Origin of the sequence: Plantactinospora sp. GCM10030261 (genome assembly GCF_042666615.1) — a bacterium.
GTDB lineage: Bacteria > Actinomycetota > Actinomycetes > Mycobacteriales > Micromonosporaceae > KBS50.
Genome location: NZ_JBHTDD010000012.1, coordinates 174,807 through 191,638, shown reverse-complemented (window position 1 = coordinate 191,638; position 16,832 = coordinate 174,807). Strand labels below are relative to the sequence as shown.

13 protein-coding genes are annotated in these 16,832 nt (G+C 72.6%); 6 read left to right on the top strand and 7 right to left on the bottom strand.

Annotated elements, in window-relative coordinates; all coding sequences use genetic code 11:
- Positions 1–179: 179 nt before the first annotated feature.
- Both ACFQUZ_RS16705 and ACFQUZ_RS16700 read right to left on the bottom strand, forming a co-directional pair.
- On the bottom strand, positions 180–1,637 hold the full coding sequence (locus tag ACFQUZ_RS16705) for a class I adenylate-forming enzyme family protein (RefSeq protein WP_377443068.1): 1,458 nt from the start codon (positions 1,635–1,637) through the stop codon (positions 180–182).
- Complete coding sequence (locus ACFQUZ_RS16700; protein ID WP_377443066.1) at positions 1,634–3,211, bottom strand: class I adenylate-forming enzyme family protein; 1,578 nt, start codon at positions 3,209–3,211, stop codon at positions 1,634–1,636. The genes ACFQUZ_RS16705 and ACFQUZ_RS16700 overlap by 4 nt, the downstream gene beginning before the upstream one ends.
- Before the next feature lie 167 nt (positions 3,212–3,378).
- Here ACFQUZ_RS16700 and ACFQUZ_RS16695 point away from each other — a divergent pair, with 167 nt between their 5' ends.
- A complete protein-coding gene (locus ACFQUZ_RS16695) occupies positions 3,379–4,317 on the top strand; it encodes a helix-turn-helix domain-containing protein (RefSeq protein ID WP_377443064.1) in 939 nt (312 codons plus the stop codon).
- 91 nt (positions 4,318–4,408) lie between these two features.
- Positions 4,409–5,179 carry an NAD-dependent deacetylase gene (locus ACFQUZ_RS16690; RefSeq protein ID WP_377443062.1) on the top strand — a complete coding sequence of 257 codons (771 nt, stop codon included), beginning with the start codon at positions 4,409–4,411 and terminating at the stop codon, positions 5,177–5,179.
- A gap of 40 nt (positions 5,180–5,219) precedes the next feature.
- On the opposite strand, the gene ACFQUZ_RS16685 is transcribed toward ACFQUZ_RS16690, so the two are convergent.
- From ACFQUZ_RS16685 to ACFQUZ_RS16675, 3 genes are all read right to left on the bottom strand, one after another.
- Positions 5,220–6,296 carry an ABC transporter ATP-binding protein gene (locus ACFQUZ_RS16685; RefSeq protein ID WP_377443060.1) on the bottom strand — a complete coding sequence of 359 codons (1,077 nt, stop codon included), beginning with the start codon at positions 6,294–6,296 and terminating at the stop codon, positions 5,220–5,222.
- On the bottom strand, positions 6,296–7,771 hold the full coding sequence (locus ACFQUZ_RS16680; RefSeq protein WP_377443080.1) for an ABC transporter permease: 1,476 nt from the start codon (positions 7,769–7,771) through the stop codon (positions 6,296–6,298). The genes ACFQUZ_RS16685 and ACFQUZ_RS16680 overlap by 1 nt, the downstream gene beginning before the upstream one ends.
- 92 nt (positions 7,772–7,863) lie before the next feature.
- On the bottom strand, positions 7,864–8,910 hold the full coding sequence (locus ACFQUZ_RS16675) for an iron ABC transporter substrate-binding protein (RefSeq protein ID WP_377443058.1): 1,047 nt from the start codon (positions 8,908–8,910) through the stop codon (positions 7,864–7,866).
- A 187-nt stretch (positions 8,911–9,097) separates the two neighbouring features.
- On the opposite strand from ACFQUZ_RS16675, the gene ACFQUZ_RS16670 reads away from it, so the two are divergent.
- The 3 genes from ACFQUZ_RS16670 (at position 9,098) to ACFQUZ_RS16660 (ending at position 13,984) form a co-directional block, all read left to right on the top strand.
- Positions 9,098–11,779 carry an AMP-binding protein gene (locus ACFQUZ_RS16670; RefSeq protein ID WP_377443078.1) on the top strand — a complete coding sequence of 894 codons (2,682 nt, stop codon included), beginning with the start codon at positions 9,098–9,100 and terminating at the stop codon, positions 11,777–11,779.
- Positions 11,780–11,856: 77 nt separating this feature from the next.
- Positions 11,857–12,744 (top strand): NAD(P)-dependent oxidoreductase, encoded by an 888-nt coding sequence (locus tag ACFQUZ_RS16665; RefSeq protein WP_377443056.1) that lies wholly within the window; start codon positions 11,857–11,859, stop codon positions 12,742–12,744.
- A 46-nt stretch (positions 12,745–12,790) separates the two neighbouring features.
- Positions 12,791–13,984: an MFS transporter gene (locus ACFQUZ_RS16660; RefSeq protein ID WP_377443054.1), complete on the top strand. Its 1,194-nt coding sequence runs from the start codon at positions 12,791–12,793 to the stop codon at positions 13,982–13,984.
- Here ACFQUZ_RS16660 and ACFQUZ_RS16655 read toward each other — a convergent pair.
- Positions 13,915–14,889, bottom strand: a complete 975-nt coding sequence (locus ACFQUZ_RS16655; protein WP_377443052.1) for an AraC family transcriptional regulator — start codon at positions 14,887–14,889, stop codon at positions 13,915–13,917. The two genes, ACFQUZ_RS16660 and ACFQUZ_RS16655, sit on opposite strands and share 70 nt — an antisense overlap.
- Before the next feature lie 129 nt (positions 14,890–15,018).
- Positions 15,019–15,669 carry a hypothetical protein gene (locus tag ACFQUZ_RS16650; RefSeq protein ID WP_377443050.1) on the bottom strand — a complete coding sequence of 217 codons (651 nt, stop codon included), beginning with the start codon at positions 15,667–15,669 and terminating at the stop codon, positions 15,019–15,021.
- A gap of 521 nt (positions 15,670–16,190) precedes the next feature.
- Here ACFQUZ_RS16650 and ACFQUZ_RS16645 point away from each other — a divergent pair.
- Positions 16,191–16,769 carry a snapalysin family zinc-dependent metalloprotease gene (locus ACFQUZ_RS16645; RefSeq protein ID WP_377443048.1) on the top strand — a complete coding sequence of 193 codons (579 nt, stop codon included), beginning with the start codon at positions 16,191–16,193 and terminating at the stop codon, positions 16,767–16,769.
- Positions 16,770–16,832: the final 63 nt, after the last annotated feature.

The following is a 16,832-nucleotide window of genomic DNA, read 5'->3' as shown; positions in this document are numbered from 1 at the left end:
AGACGGTGCAGGTGTCGGCGTACCCGGACAAGTACGCGCAGTGGGAGAGCCAGGCCGCTGACCTGGTCGCCGAGCAGTGGAACAGCTGACCCACGACGGCAAGGGCCTCTCGCCAACGCGCTACGCGTTGCCGAGGGGCCCGTCGTCTGTTCGCTGCGCTGGTGCGCGAGTGGGTGTGCTCAGCCGAGCGGTGGGAACGTGGTGACGATGTCGATCCGTTCCGGGACCTTGTAACCGGCGAGTCGCTGCCGAAGCTGGGCACGGAGTCGCGTCGCGAGAGCGTCGTCCCCGCCGGCGCGCGGCATCACGTACGCGACGACCCGCTGCCCGCGTCGCGGGTCGGGCTCGCCGACCACCCGGGCGTCGGCCACCTCCGGCAACTGGCGCAGCGCCTGTTCAACCTCACCGGGGTACACGTGGTATCCATTGTTGATCATGCCGTCCAGTCGACCGCGGTGGAACAGGTAGCCATTGTCGTCGCGGCTGACCACATCGCCGAGTGAGCACCAGCCGTCGTGGTCGGTGTACTCGTGGACGGCCATCGGAGTGCGCACGGACAACTCTCCGGTGTCGGGGTCGACCCGGGTCCGTACCTCGTCGACCGGGCGTCCGCAGCTGGTGACCAGGGCGTCGTCCCCAGCCAGGATCCGAGCGTGCGCGTCGGTGCCGAGCACGCTGATCGGCCAGCCGCCCTCCAACCGGCCGTACACCTGAACCAGCACCGGGCCGAATGAGTCAAGCGCGGCCCGCACCGTCGCTGCCGGCAGCGGTGCCCCACCGTAGAGCACCCGCCGTAGCGACGTCCCGCGTCCGGATGCCCCGTTCCCGCTCCCGGCGGCGCTGGTGAGTGGCGGCAGCATTCCGGAAACCAGCATGGTGCTGGTGACGCCGAACCGGTCCATCGCGTCGAGCGCCGCCGCCGGATCGAACCGCCCCAGCACGACCTGGGGCAGGCCGAGCAGCAGGAACGGAAAGGTGCCGAGCATGCCGGTCCCGTGCATGAGCTGCTGCACCGTCAGGAACACGTCGTCCTGGTCAACCGGCGGTCCGTATCGGCCGCCGCGGTAGAGCGCCAGGTTCACACGCATCGTCTCGGCCCAGTTGGCGTACGAGATCGGCACCGCGAGCAACTGGCCGTCGAGCACCTGCCGGGGGTAGAGCAGCAGCGCGCGCCGTGGGTCGACCGGCACGGCCGGCCAGTACGCCACGCCGCCGAGCGGCTGCTCGTCGTCGTGTGTCACGGCGCCCGGCAGCAGCGTGGCGTGCTCGGCGTCCGCGAGGACGAGGTCCACGTCGGCGGCCTCGAAGACGGCCCGGGCCTCCGCCGCCGGGGCGCCGGGATCGACGGGTACGCGAGTGCCGCCGAGCCACTCGACGGCCAGGAACGCCTCGACGGCGGCCACGCTGTTGCGGTACCACAGTCCGATCCGGCGGCCCGCCAACCCGCTGACTGACAACGCTCCGGTCAGCCGGTCCACCCGCTCGGCGAGGTCCAGGCCGGAGCGCCGCCGGCCGTCCGGATCGATCAGCACCGGCCGATCCCCGGCGGCCAGCAGAGCGGCCCGGTGGCCGGCACCGGCGACGACCGGGCCCGCGCCACCCGACCGACCCACCCGTTGACGAGCCGTCCCGGTCACGTCGACACCGATTCGAGCCGTTCCCGCAGCAGGTCCCGGCGGACCTTGGCACCGCCGAGCACGGTGGGCAGGTCCGTCATCACCACGATGCGGTGTGGCCGCTCGTGCGGCCGGAGGCCCGGTCGCGCCGCCGTGGCGATCTCCTCGACCAGTTCCGTCGTGTTCACCGAACCGGCCTTGAGCCGTACGGCCGCCACCACCTCCCGCCCGTGTGCCGTGTCCAACCCCACCACCCCGCACCCCGCCACCGCCGGGTGGCGCAGCACCGCCTCCTCGACCAGGTGCGGGTAGACGACGCCGGCGGCGGTGACGATGCGGTCCTTCGCCCGGTCGACGTAGTACAGGAAGCCGTCGTCGTCCAGGTAGCCCAGGTCGAGCGGGCGGAACCAGCCGTCGGCGAAGAACGCGTCGGCGGTGCGATCGGGGGAGCCCCAGTAGCCGCTGTCCGACATCGCGCTACGAACAACGATCTCACCGACCTCGCCGGGGGCGACCGGCTCGCCGCGCTCGTCCATGATCGCGACCTCGAGGAACGGGCTGGCCGGTCGGCCCACGCTGGACAGCAGTCCGGGGTGCCCGTTCATGGCCTCGTGGGCCAGCAGCCGGGTGGTTACCGCCCCCTGCTCCGTGGAGCCGAACCCGTGGCACCACACCGGTCCGAGCAGTTCGGTGGTGCGGCGCAGCAACTCCGGGGTGGCGAAGAAGATGACCAACCGGCGGAGCTGGTGCGGGATGCCACCCCGTGCCTCGACCAGGTCCAGCACCGGGGTCAGCATCGGCGCCGGTAGCAGGACACCGGTCACCCCCTCGCCGATGATGGTGTCCACCACCACGCCGGGATCGAACACCTCGTCGTCGAGCAGGACGGTCCGGGCCCCGCGCAGCAGGTACGGGTAGAGGGTCTGGGCGCCGCTGGCCCACTGCAGCGCGTGCACGTGCAGGTTGACATCCTGCGGGCCGACCGAGGGCAGGTCGGGTGCGAAGGTGTCCAGGTGGTACAGGTTCTGCTGCACCCAACCGCGCCATGACCGGTGGGTGAAGGTCCACGGCTTCGGCGTACCGGTGGTCCCGGTGGTGGGCTGGACACATACGGGATCGTCCTCGTCGAGATCGATTCCGGGGTCGTCCGGGGAGCCGGCCGCCTGGACCGAGGCGAACGGCACTGCCCAGTCGGGCGGGTCGTCACCGATCGCGACGAACACCCGGACCGACCCCAGGAGGGCCTTGTACGCCGACAGTTGCGCGCCGAACCGGGTGTCGAACACCACCACACGCGCCTCGGTGCGGTCGATCAGGTCGGCGTGCAGACCCATGTCGAAATGACTGTGCAGCACCACCCGGACGAATCCGTGCGCCTCCAGCCCCAGCCAGCACTGGACCACCTCGGCCCGGTTGTGCGACAGCACCGCCACCCGGTCGCCGGGCCGGATCCCCATCGACCGCAGCCCGTCGCCGAACCGGTGGCCGGCGGTGACCAACTCGGCGAAGGTCTGGGAGCCGGCCCCCGTTGTCAACGCCGTACGCCCCCCGAAGCGACGGGCGTACGCGCTCATCCCGCCTGCCAACACACGCATGTTCAACCTCCTCGGCCGCGGCCGGACCACCGGCCCGCCCTCGGACGGTAGGCCCACCGATCGGTCCCGATGAACCGTCCGGAGGACTGTGTGCGCGGCCGGACAACCGCCGTACGCTGCCGGTCAAACCGAGCAGGTAGAGTCCGGCGCAGGGTGCGAGGGAAGTGATGGACGCCGTTCTGTCGACCGACCAGGTGCCGCCACGGGAGCGTGTCGCGTACTGGCGGGAGGTCATCTGCCGCACCTTCGTCCGGCTCGACGTCGACACCGCGACCGGTCCGTTCGCCGGGCAGGTCACCAGCGTCCCCGTCGGCGCCGTGCGGTTCTCCAGAATCGACGCCAACCCGATGACGGTGCACCGGCGCCTCCCGCACATCGACGAGGCGCGGCAGGACGAGGTCCTGCTCGCCGTGCACCTGGCCGGCGAGGCGTTCGGCGCGCAGGACGGCCGGCAGGTGCACCTGCGGCCGGGGGATCTGGCCCTGTTCGACGCGGGCCGGCCCTACACGGTCGACTTCACCGGCCCGTCGGCCTTCCACCACCTCGTGGTGCAGATGCCGACCGCGCTGCTGCGTCCCCGGCTCGGCGGGCTGGAGTCGGTGACCGCGGTGCCGATCCGACACACCGAGCCGCTCGGCGGGCTGGTGTGGTCCTTCCTGACGAACCTCGCTCGCCGGGCCCCGGCGCTGGATCCGGCGCTGCACGAGACGCTGGCCGCCCAGGCGATGGACCTGGTGGCCACCACGCTGGGCAGCCGCACCGGCCGGACGGCCGCCGACTCCGTCCGGACCACGCATCTGCGCCGGGCGTACGCGTACGTCGAGGCGCATCTCGGCGATCCGGGGCTGTGCCCGGCGAGCATCGCCGCCGGGCTGCACATCTCCGAGCGCTACCTGCATCGGCTGTTCGAGACCGAGCCGCGGTCGGTGATCCGTACCGTGTGGTCCCGCCGGCTGGACCGATGCCGCCGGGACCTCTCGGACCCCGCCCTCAACGCCCGAACGGTGATGGACATCGCCCGGCGCTGGGGATTCCGCGACCCGGCGCATTTCAGCCGGACGTTCCGGGCCCGCTACGGACACAGCCCAAGCGAGCGCCGGGCGTAGCGTCCGCCGATCCGGATCGGGCCCGTGACGAAGCCCGGCTGGGCCGAAACCGGATCGCCCGAGGGTCGGTGCTGGCCTAGCATCGGCGGCCATGGACAGCATGACCATGCCGGACTGGGCAGTCGGCGTCACCCGCGTCGTCGTGTTCAGCGGCGCCGGCATTTCCACCGACTCGGGAGTTCCGGATTACCGCGGTCCGAACGGGGTCTGGACCCGCGATCCATCCGCGACCGCGGGTTTCTCCATCGACAGCTTCCTTGCCGATCAGGCGACCCGGGCTGGCCTGTGGCGCACCTACCGTGACCACGCCGCCTGGGCGGCCCGGCCGAACGTCGCCCACGAGGCGCTCGCCGACCTGGAACGCTCGGGGGTGGCGATGCGTGTCCTCACACAGAACGTCGACGGGCTGCACCAGCGTGCCGGGGTGAGCCCGCGCAAGGTGTTGGAGTTGCACGGCAGCATGCGCGAGACGGTCTGTGTGAGTTGTCGCCGGCGGATCTCCACGGAGAGCCTCCTGGACCGGGTCCGCGCGGGCGACATCGACCCGTCGTGCGTCGACTGCGGCGGCATCCTCAAGCCCGCCGTGGTGATGTTCGGCGAAAAGCTCGACGGGGACACGCTGAGCAGGGCCCGGCAGATCGCTGGCGCGTCCCAGTTGATGCTGGCCGTCGGCAGCTCGCTGCTGGTCGAACCGGCAGCGTCGCTGTGCGCGGTGGCCGTCGAATGCGGCGCGCGACTTGTCATCGTCAATCGGGATCCGACACCGTACGACACGCTCGCGGTCGACGTGATCCGAGAACCCATCGGCACGGCGTTGCCCCGAATCACCGCACTGCTCGGTAGGGCCGCGGCCACCGCCTGACCTGTTCGGTCCGGCGGGATACCCGCCTGCGGCCGTTGCCTCAAACCGTGAGCGAGACCCGGTTGCTGGCCGTGGGGTAGGCGCGGGCGGCACCGCTGACCGACACGGTGACCCGGTCGCCCACGCTCAACGGCGGGGTGGAGTCCAGCACCCGGGCCGTCACCTCGGTGCCGTCGACCAGCCGCAACGCGACAAGCGCGTCGTGGCCGTGGAAGTCGTGCCGGACCACGACCGCCGTCGGTCCGCCGGCCGCACCGCCGCCGATGCCGGCCGCGCCGACAACCGTGGTGAGCCGGACCTGTTCGGGGCGGAGCAGCACGGACACGGTGCCGGCGGGCGTGGCGCCGTGCAGCGGCAGGCGGCCGAGCGGGGTCACCGCCACGCCGTCCCGCACGTCGGCGGGGAGCAGCACCGCATCGCCGACGAACCGGGCCACCCACGGGTCGGCGGGTTCCCGGTAGATCGCGGTGGGCGGCCCGTACTGGACGATCCGGCCGGCGTTCATCACGGCGACCCGGTCGGCCATGGACAGCGCCTCACCCTGGTCGTGGGTGACCAGGACGGCGGTGGCGCCGTCGGCTCGCAGCGCCTCCCGGACGTCCCGGCGCAGGTCGGCGCGCAGCCCCGCGTCGAGGGCGCTGAACGGCTCGTCGAGCAGCACCAGTGGCGGCCGGGGAGCCAACGCCCGGGCCACGGCGACCCGCTGTTGCTGCCCACCGGAGAGCTGGTGCGGCATCCGGTCGCCATGTCCCGGCAGCCCGACCAGGGCGAGCACCTCCTCGACCCGGCCGGACCGGCGGGCGGCCCGGTCGAGGCCGTACCCGACATTGCGGGCCACCGACAGGTGCGGGAAGAGCGCCCCCTCCTGCGGCACCACGGCGACCCGGCGGCGGTGCGGTGGCACGTGTGCGCCGTCCCCGGCGACGGGCCTGCCCGCGAGACTGATCGTGCCGCCGTGGACGGCCTCGAAGCCGGCGACGCAGCGCAGCAGGGTGGTCTTGCCGCAGCCGGACGGCCCCAGCACGGCGACAAGCGTGCCGTCCGGCACGTCGAGGTCGACCCCGTCGAGCGCGGTGACGACGCCGTATGACTTTCGGACGTTACTGAGGGTCAACATCAGGTACCTGCCCGATCGATCAGCCCGGTGCGGACGGCCAGCACCCAGGTGGGGATGGCGGCCAGTCCGACCAGGAGCGCGGCGTACGGCGCGGCGGCGGCGTACGAGGCGGTCGAGGTGTGCGTCCACAACTCGGTGGCCAGGGTGTCCATTCCGGTCGGCTTCAGCAACAGCGTGGCCGGCAGTTCCTTCATGCAGGTGAGGAAGACGAGCGCCGCGCCGGCACCGATTCCGGGGAGGGTCAGTGGCAGCGTGACGGTGCGGAAGACCGCGACCGGGCCATGCCCGAGCGACCGGCCGACCTCCTCCAGCGACGGCGGTGACTGCGCCGCGGCGCCGGCGACCGCACCGACCGCGAGTGGCAGGAACAGCGTCGCGTACGCCAGGGCCAGCAACCAGACGCTCTGGTAGAGGGGATAGGCGACGTTGATGCCGAAGAAGACAAGCGACAGCCCGATGACCACGCCCGGCAGGGCGTGCGCGAGGTAGGTGAGCCGGTCCAGCAGGGTGGCCAGCGGGCTCGGCGCCCGGGCGGTGAGCAGCCCGACCGGCAGGGCGAGCACCATGGTCAGCGCGGCACCGGCCAGCGAGACGGACAACGAACTGCCGGCCGCCGTCGCGATCTCGCCGAGCGATCCGGGCCGGGACACGCCGGCGGCCAGCCAGCGGACCAGGTTCGCGGCCGGCACCCCGAGTGCCAGCGCGGCCACGCCGGCGAGCGCGAGCACCGCCGGCCAGCGGACCGCCCGCAGCCGGAACCGGGTGGCCGGCCGGCCGGCGCCTCCGGTCCGGGCGTACCGGGCGCCCCGCGCCCGGGTGAGTAGTTCGCCGCCGATGAGCAGCACGGTGAGCAGCACCAGTACGGTGGACAGCACAAGCGCGCCGGTGCGGTCGAAGCCGAGGTTGAACGCGGTGAAGATGGCTCGGGTGAAGGTGTCCACCCGGACGATGGAGACCGCGCCGAAGTCGGAGAGCACGTACAGCGCGACGAGCAGCCCGCCCGCGGCGATCGCGGGCCGGACCTGGCGCAGCGTCACCGCGGTGAAGGTGCGCCACGCGCCGTGTCCGAGGGACCGGGACACCTCCTCCTGCGCCGGGTCCGCGCCGGTGAGCGCGGACGCGACGGGCAGGAAGACATAGGGGTACGAGCAGAGGGTGAGCACCAGCGCGGCGGGCCAGAACCCGGCGAACCCGTCGACCGTGGAGATCCAGGTGTAGCCGGCCACGTAGGTCGGCACTGCCAGCGGCAGCGCGGCGAGCACGCCGAACAGTCGCCGGGCGGGCAGGTCGGTGCGGGTGACCAGGAAGGCGGTGCCGACGCCGAGCACGACGCAACCGGTGGTGACGACCGCGGCCAGGGCGAGGCTGCGACCGGCGAGCTGCGCGACCCGCGCCGTGAACAACTCCTCGGCGATGCGCGACCAGCCCGCCTCGCCGGTGCGTACCGCCAGGTAGGCCAGCGGGACCAGGGCGATCGCGACGGCCGCCGCCGAGGCGACAGCGGTGGGCCGGGGTACGGCGCGTCGCGGGACCCACGATGTGGGCCCCGCGACCGGACGGACCGCGCTCAGCCCAGCCCCGCTTCCTTGATCATGGCCACCGTCTCGTCCAGGGTGTCCAGGTCGTTGAGGTCGATCTTCGGCGCGTCGAGGGTGGCCAACGCCGGCAGACCCGGTGCCGGCGAGACACCGGCGACCAGCGGGTACTCGAACGTCTCGGTGGCGAAGTGGGTCTGCGCCTCGGTGCCGAGCAGGTAGTCGACGAGCGCCCGGGTGTCCGGGTCGGTGGCCGCCTTCTTCAGGACTCCCACGCCGGCCACGTTCACCAGGCCACCGGTGTCGCCGCCGGGGAAGAAGTGCAGCTTGACCTTCATCTGGTCGGCCGGCACACCCTTCTCCTTGGCCTGCTCGAACAGGTAGTAGTGGTTGACCAGGCCGGTGGCGAGCTTGCCCTCGTTGACCTCGGTGACGATCTGGATGTTGTTCTCGCGGATCTGCGCGTCGTTGGCCTTCAGGCCGTCGAGGAACGCCTTGGCCCGGTCGTCACCGTGCTGGACGCGCAGGGCGGTGACGAACGCCTGGAACGAGCCGTTGGTCGGGGCGACCCCGACCTTGCCGCGCCACTGCGGCTGGGTCATGTCGAACACCGACGCCGGCAGGTCGGCCTGCGGCACCTGGTCGGCGTTGTACGCCAGCACCCGCGACCGTCCGGTGACGCCGACCCAGACGCCGTCGGCGGACCGGTAGGGGGCCGGCACCGCGTCCAGCACCTCGGCGGGAAGCGGGGCGAACAGGTCCCGCTTGGCGACCGCGCCGAGCGCCCCGGCGTCCTGTGCGAAGAACACGTCGGCCGGGCTCTTGCCACCCTCCTCGGTGAGCTGGGCGGCCATCTGCGCGGTGCTGCCGTAGCGGACGTTGACCGTGATTCCGGACTTCTCCTGGAACGCGTCCAGCACCGGCTTGACGAGGTTCTCCCCACGCCCGCTGTACACCGTGATGACCTTGTCGTCCGGCTTGCCGCTGTCGGCGTCGTCGCCGCTGCCGCAGCCGGCGGTGAGGCCGAGCGCGCCGGCGAGGGTCAGGGCGAGTGGGAGGCGTAGGTGCCGCAGATTCACGAGGCAAGGCTTACCTTATTTAGGGTCGCCTGTCCAATCCGGCTGGGTCGGGTACGACGAACCTCACCCCATGTTCGCAACTTAGGCTAGCCTGCCTTAACCTTGGCCGGTGCTCATCCCGCCCGACCTCCGTCCGGACGTGGTGGTCCGGCCGGATCTCGCGCGAGCCGACGGCCCCCGACCCGGCATCACGCGACCCCGCGTCGCTCCTGTCACCGCGCCGGTGGTGCCGTTCGTCCGCGGCCTCGCCGCGCACGGGACCCGCCCGGCGCTGATCACCGGCGAGGGCACGGTCAGCTACCGGGAACTGGCCGACCGGGTGGCGGCGACCGCCCGGCGGCTCGGCCCGGAACGCCGGTTGGTCCAGGTCGTCGGCGGCAACACCGTGCAGGCGCTCGTCGCCTACCTCGGGGCACTCGCCGGCGGCCACGCCGTGCTGCTCGTCCCGGACGGCGGTGGCTCCGCCGCGGCGCTGGCCGCCGCGTACGACCCGGACGTGATACTCCGGCCAGCCACCGGAAGCTGGTTGATCGACGAGCGGCGTCCGGGCACCGCCCACGACCTGCACCCGGACCTGGCGCTGCTGCTGAGCACGTCCGGTTCGACCGGCTCACCCAAGCTGGTCCGGCTCTCCGCCGCCAACCTGACCGCCAACGCCGAGGCGATCGCCGACTATCTGGGCATCCGGCCGGACGACCGGGCCGCGACCACGCTCCCCATGCACTACTGCTACGGGCTGTCCGTGATCCACAGCCACCTGCTGCGCGGCGCCGGCCTGATCATGACCGGCCTGTCGGTCGCCGACACCTGCTTCTGGGACCTGTTCCGGGCCGCCCGGGGCACCACGTTCGCCGGCGTGCCGTACACGTTCGACCTGCTCGACCGGGTCGGCTTCGCCGACCTGCGGCTGCCGCACCTGCGGTACGTCACGCAGGCCGGCGGCCGGCTGGCCCCGGACCGCGTCGCCCGTTATGCCGCCCTCGGCCGCCGCGCCGGATGGGACCTGTACGTGATGTACGGCCAGACCGAGGCGACCGCCCGGATGGCGTACCTGCCGCCGGACCTCGCGTCGGTCCGCCCGGAGGCGATCGGCGTCCCGATTCCGGGCGGCTCGTTCGCGCTCCGTCCGGTGCCCGAGGTCCCGGCCGACACCGGCGAGCTTGTCTACACCGGGCCGAACGTGATGCTCGGCTACGCCGAACGGCCGGCCGACCTGGCTCTCGGCCGGACCGTGCACGAGCTGCGCACCGGCGACCTGGCCCGGCGGTCCGCCGACAGCCTCTACGAGATCGTCGGCCGGCGCAGCCAGTTCGCCAAGATCGCTGGTCTGCGGGTGGATCCCCAACAGGTCGAGACGGTGCTCGGGCGGCACGGCGTGGCCGCCTGTTGCGTGGGCGGCGACGGCGAACTGCTGGTCGCCGTGACCGCCCCGGCCGATCCGGCCACCGTCCGGCGGACGATCGTCACCGAGTGCGCCCTGCCCGCCCGGGCCGTCGCGGTCGCGACCGTCGCCGAGCTGCCCCGGCTGCCCAACGGCAAGCCCGATCACCGCGCCGTCCGGGACCTGGTCCGGCCGGCACCGGATCCCGCCGGCCCGGCCTCCGTCGGACCGGGCTCGACATCCGCCGGACCGGGCGCCGGAGGCCGGGCGGAACCGGCGCGGTCGGGCGACGCCCTCGACCGGCTTTGCCGGTTGTACGCGGAGGTGCTCGACACCGACGACGTGACACCGGAGAGCAGCTTCGTCAGCCTGGGCGGTGACTCGCTCTCCTACGTCGAGATGTCGCTGCGCCTGGAACAGGAGCTTGGCGGGCTGCCGCCCAGTTGGCACACGCGGCCGATCCGGGAATTGTGCCCCGCACCCGCACCGGACGGCGACCCGACCACGACGCCCCGCACCCGAATCGGTCGGCGCCGGGTCGTGGAGACCAGCGTCGCGTTGCGCGCCATCGCCATCGTCCTGATCGTCGGCACGCACGCCGCTCTCTTCAACATCTCCGGCGGGGCGCATGTGCTGCTCGGCGTGGCCGGCTTCAACTTCGCCCGGTTCCAACTCACCACGGCGGACCGGCGCGACCGGCTCCGGCACGTGCGGACCAGCGTCCTGCGCATCGCGGTCCCGAGCGTCGCCTGGATCGCGGTCGCGCTGCTGGTGCTGCGGGAGTACGGCCCGGCGAACCTGGTCCTGCTGGGTGGAGTGTTCGGCGCGCCGGACGACGGGTCGAGGTGGCACTTCTGGTTCGTCGAGGCGATCGTCCACATCCTCGTCGTCGCGGCGGTGCTGCTGGCCGTACCGGCGGTCGACCGCGCCGAGCGCCGGTGGCCGTTTGGCGTGCCGATGGCGGTGCTGGGCCTCGCCCTGGCGGTCCGCTTCGACCTGTTCGATCTGCGGACCGGCCACGACCTGCCCGCGACCGTACGGTTCGGCTGGCTGTTCGCCATCGGCTGGGCGGCGGCCCGGGCCGGCACGCGGTGGCGCCGGCTGTTGGTCACCGTCGCCATCCTGGGCACCGTGCCGGGCATGTTCGACGACGTCCGACGGGAGTCGGTAATCGTCGCCGGGCTGGTGTTGCTGGTCTGGGTGCCCAGCCTGCCGAGCCTGGCCAGCCTCAACCGGGTGGCGGGGATACTGGCCGGGGCCTCGCTCTACGTCTACCTCACCCACTGGCAGGTCTATCCGCTGCTGGTGGGGCACAGCGCGGTGCTCGCCGTCGCCGCCTCGCTCGCCGTCGGAATCGGGTACGGCGCCGTGGCCACCGCGGTCGGCCGTCGGCTACCGACCGTGACCCGCCGAGCGGGCGGAGAGAAACCGGGCCGGCTGGTCGGTAAAACCCAGTGGCCGGTCCGATCTCCCTGGCCAGGTTCCTAGGACGCTGTAGACAGTGTGCTCACCCCTCCGCACAACCGTTCAAGACGACCGGACCCGTCGCCGGCTACAACGTCCTGATGGAGATCGGTTTCCTCGGGCTCGGTGTGATGGGCGAGCCGATGGCGCACAGTCTGGTCCGGTCCGGCGTACGGCTGCACGTGTGGAACCGGTCCCCGGCCGCACCCGCCCGGCTGGCCGCCGCTGGCGCGGTGGTCGCGGACGACCCGGCGGGCGTGTTCGACCGGGCGGAGACGGTGCTGCTCATGCTGGCCGACGAGGCGGCGCTCGACGCGGTGCTGGCCCGGGGAACGCCTCGCTTCGCGGCGCGGGTCGCCGGGCACACCGTCGTGCACATGGGCACGACGGCGCCGGCGCACTCGCGGGATCTGGCGGCCGACGTGGGCGCGGCCGGCGGCCGGTACGTGGAGGCGCCCGTCTCGGGATCCCGGGGCCCGGCCGAGGCTGGCACGTTGGTGGCGATGCTGGCCGGCGAGGAGGACGCGCTACCGGTGGCCCGGACGGCGCTCGGGCCGATGTGCGCCCAGATCGTCGACTGTGGACCGGTCCCGGGCGCGCTGCTCATGAAGTTCGCGGTCAACCTGTTCCTGATCACCATGGTGACCGGCCTCGCCGAGGCGGTCCACTTCGCCGACCGGCACGGCCTCGACCCGCTCCGGTTGCTCGCCGTGCTCGACGCCGGGCCGATGGCCAGCGCCGTGTCCCGGACCAAGGCGGCGAAGCTGGTCGACCGCGACTTCGCCGTGCAGGCGGCCATCGCGGACGTGCTGAAGAACAACCGGCTGATCGCCGAGGCGGCCCGGGACGCCAGGATCGCCTCGCCGCTGCTGGACGTCTGCCACGCGCTGTTCGCCGAGACGCTGGCGCTCGGGCACGGCGGGTTGGACATGGCCGCCGTCGTCACCGCGATCGAGGCCCGGTCCCGGTGCGAGAGCCGGTTCCGGTGAGCGGCCCGGTCCCGGTGACCGGATCCCGTCCGCCGGGCGACCGACGATGGCGATAACGTCGCGTCGACCCGCGCCCCGCCAACCGGCGCCGCTGGACCGAGGCGCACTTGTCGCGTTGTGCCTCGGGCAGTTCCTGAGCTGGGGCGTGCTCTACTACACGCTTCCGGTCGCCGCCGACCGGATCACCGGGCAGCGGGGCTGGGCCCCGGTGGTCGTTCCCGGGGCGTACACGCTGTCGCTGGTCTGCGCGGCGGTCGCCGGTCCGCTGGTCGGGCGGTTGCTCGACGGGTACGGGCCGCGGCCCGTCATCACCGCCGGATCGATGCTCGGGGCGGCCGGTCTCGGCCTGTCCGCCGCGGCGCCGTCCGCTCCGGTGTTCGTGGCGGCCTGGCTGGTGGTCGGGCTGGGCCAGGCGGCGACGCTGTACCCGGCGGCGTTCGCCGCGGCGGCGCGGTGGTTTCCGGAACGTGGTGCCTGGGCGCTGACCGCCATCACCCTTGCCGGCGGCATCTCGTCCACCGCGTTCGCCCCGGTGACCGCCCGGCTGGTCGACGGGTACGGCTGGCGGCCGGCCTTCGCGATGCTGGCCATCGGCTACGGCTGCGCCGCGGCACCCGTCGCGGCGACGCTGCTCGCCCCCCGCTGGGACCCCCCGTGCCGCCGGGGCACGGCACGCGCGGAGTTCCTCCGTGCCGTCACCCGCAGCCGGCCCTTCGTCACCGCCCAGCTCGCCCTGGCGATCGGCGCCGCCGGACTGTACGCGGTCACCCTGAACATGATGCCGCTGCTGACCGAGGTGGGTTTCGGCTACCGGGACGCCGCGACGGTGTTCGGCCTTGTCGGTGCTGGACAGATCCTCGGCCGGTTGGCGTTCGCGCCGCTGGGCCGCCGGGGGACACCACGCCGGCGCATAGTCGTCCAGGCAGTGCTCACGGTGTCCACGTTGGCCGCCGTCGCCCTCGCCCCGGCGGCGGGCGGGCTGTTGGTGGTCAGCGCCGTGCTGGCCGGTGCGGTGCGCGGTGCGCACACACTCGCGGTCGCCACGGCCGTAGCCGACCGGTGGGGGCGTGAGTCGTACGGCTCCGTATTCGGCCGGTTCCACCTGCCGATCGCCGGTGCCATGGCGGTGAGCCCGCTGCTGGGTCAGCTTGTCGCGGCCGGGTTGGGGTCCTACCGGATGGCCGCGGGCGCCTTCGCGGTGGCCGCGCTGCTGGCCGTCGAGCTGGCCCGGCACAGCTGAGCGCCCGGCTTGGGGGGACCGGCGGCGGCCACCCAGGTGGCCGGCGGGAGGCCGTAGGCCCGCTTGAACATCCGGGTGAGATGGCTCTGGTCGGCGAAGCCCACCACCGCGGCCACCGTGGCCGGCGACCGTCCGGCGCGCAGCAACACCCGGGCCCGGTCGAGCTGCCGCATGGTGCGGAACCGGGTCGGGCTGGTGCCGAAGGCGGCACGGAACTGCCGGGCGAGGGTCCACCGGTCCAGGCCCGCCACCGCCTCGAACGCCTCGACCGGGTGTCGGACGGTCGGGTCGGTGGCGATGAGGTCGCGTACCCGGCTCAGTGCCGGCATCGCCAACGGCGGGCGGCGGACCGGCGGCGCGGCGGCGTGTCGGCGCAGCGCGTCCGCCACCGCCAGCGCGATTTCGACTCGATGGACGTCGTCCAGCGGCTCGTCGATGTCGCGCAGCCAGTCGGCCAGGCGCGGGTCCATCCGGTCTGGCCGGATCACCGGATCGGGGACGAACGGCAGCGGCGCACCGCCGAGGGCCTGCTGGATGAGGTACGGGTCGAGGTAGAGGATGCGGTAGCCGAAGCCCGCGTCGGTGCCGGCCACGCCGTCGTGCACCTCGTCGGGATGGAGCACGTGCCACTCGCCGGGCCGGCAGGCGCGGCGCTGGCCGCGGTAGCGGAACGTCTGAACGCCGTGCAGCGTCATCCCGATCGCGTACGTGTCGTGCCGGTGCGGGGCGAACCCGGCGCCACCGAGCGACGCCGCCATCCGTTCGATGCCCTCGGCGCCGGCCCCGAACCGTAGCCGGTGCCCGGTGGCGCCCGGATCGGTCGGCAGGTGCCGGTCGAGCACCTCCCGGTTGTGACCGGCGGCGCCAGGCGGTGCCGCACCGCGCCGCGCTGATCCGGGCCGCATCGCCGCAGCGTACAAGGCGGTGGGCGGATGTGGAATCCGCCCACCGCCATCGCTCGCGACCCGCGCCGGCACGCGGGATCGCGGCGTCTCGGGGGCTGCGGCGTCTCGGGGACCTTCGGGGGGCGTCAATCAGGCCGGCAGCGCGGCGGCGCGCCGGCCGGCCTCCCGGGGGTCGACCAGCTCACCGTCGAGAACGATTCCGGCCACCGCGTCCAGCGGGATCCGTTCGAAGACGGGCGCGCCGAGCCGTGCGAACGTCTCCTCCGGTACGAGTTTGAGCGACGTGGTGACGATCAGCACTGGGACCCGTTCGGTCAGTTCGCGGGTCCCGACGATGTTGAGCAGTTCCTTCGGCCCGATGGCATCGGCGCCGGCCAGGCCGATGCCTGGCCCCGGGGGCCGGCCGGTCGGAAACCGGTCGCCGAGGCGGGCCAGCACCTGGCTGACGATCGAACTGCTCGGGGCCACCTCGACCGGGCCGGGCCGGTCCCGTACCCAGTCGGTCGCTGTCGCGACGCTGCGTGCCACCGCGTCGTCGAGGTCGGTCCGGATCCGGCGCAGCGCGACCGCGGGGTCCGTCGCGCGGACCGCCTTGGCGATGTGCCACAGGGGTGCGTACCCGGTCAGCCGGGCTGTGAGGTGGTCGATCGCGGCGGCCATGGCGGCCCGGTCGTCCGCGAGTTCCAGTAGTCCGTCGATCACCATCCGGGCCACCCCGGTCGCGCCCGCGGTGGTCACGGTGAGCGCCTGTCGCAGCGGCGCGGGAAGAGTCGTTTCCACGTGGTTCGCCTGCATCTCTGTCGAAAGGGGACGCGCGGCCGTTCGCGTCGTGAGGGGCCGACGCGGAGCCGAGCTGGGGAGTATTCGGCACTGAATACGCCGGTCAGAAGGCATGTTGAGGTGAGGGATATGAATCTTCGAATGCCTTCAAAGCGGGTCAGATCGGGATGCTACCGCAGGCGTGGAAGTGCCGTCCGTCGCGACACGGACCCGCGACGGACGAGTCGGAGCGGTCGATGCGGACGGCCGGCCGGACGGGGATGGCCGGCCGGACGGGGATGATCGGATGCGCGACGGGCGGCCGGATCCGTGACGAGCGGCCCGGATGGGGGCGACGCGCGGCCGATTCGTGACAGTCTCGGTCCCGCGTGGAACCGTGCTGTAAGATCCATATGTGTCTATCTTTTACGTCGTTCGTCGGGTAGGCGCCAAGTGGCAGATGGCCGAGACACATTGATAGATGTATTTAAATTATTAAGATTATTTTGTCATCGCTCAGCCTACCCCCTGGAGCGTGCAGCATGTCCCCACGAAGGATCCTCCGCGGCCTGGTGACCCTGATGGCCATGGTGACGGTTGGCTTCGGCGCCACCGCCGTGGCCGCGGCACCCGCCGCCGCCGCACCGTCCCAACTCGCCGCGACGGTCTGTTACAACACGAGCCAGGCTGGCCCGTTCGCCAGCTACGCCAACCAGGCCGCCTCCATCTGGAACAACGCCACGAACAACGTGACCCTGTCCCAGTGCGGCTCCAACCTGCGGATCTACTACACCTACGGCGGCGGCTCGTACGCGGTCCGGTACAGCCTGGGCAACGGCTACGTGGTGATCGACTATTACCAGGCCCAGCAGTACAGCCCGCTGCGCATCATGACGCACGAGATCGGTCACATCCTCGGCCTGCCGGACAACTACAACGGCAGCTGCGCCATCCTGATGTCCGGCGGCAGCGCCGGCACCTCGTGCACCAACCCGTACCCGAGCTCGTCCGAGGCCGCTCGCGTCGACCAGCTCTTCGCCGGTCGTCTCGCCGGCACGGACCGGGTCGGCACCACGGTCTTCCAGGACAGCTGGCCGGCCATGGCGGGCGCCCTGAACTGACCCACCACCCCCGCTGATCTAAGGCAGATGGTCGTGAGCTGATCTCCAAACACGACCATCTGC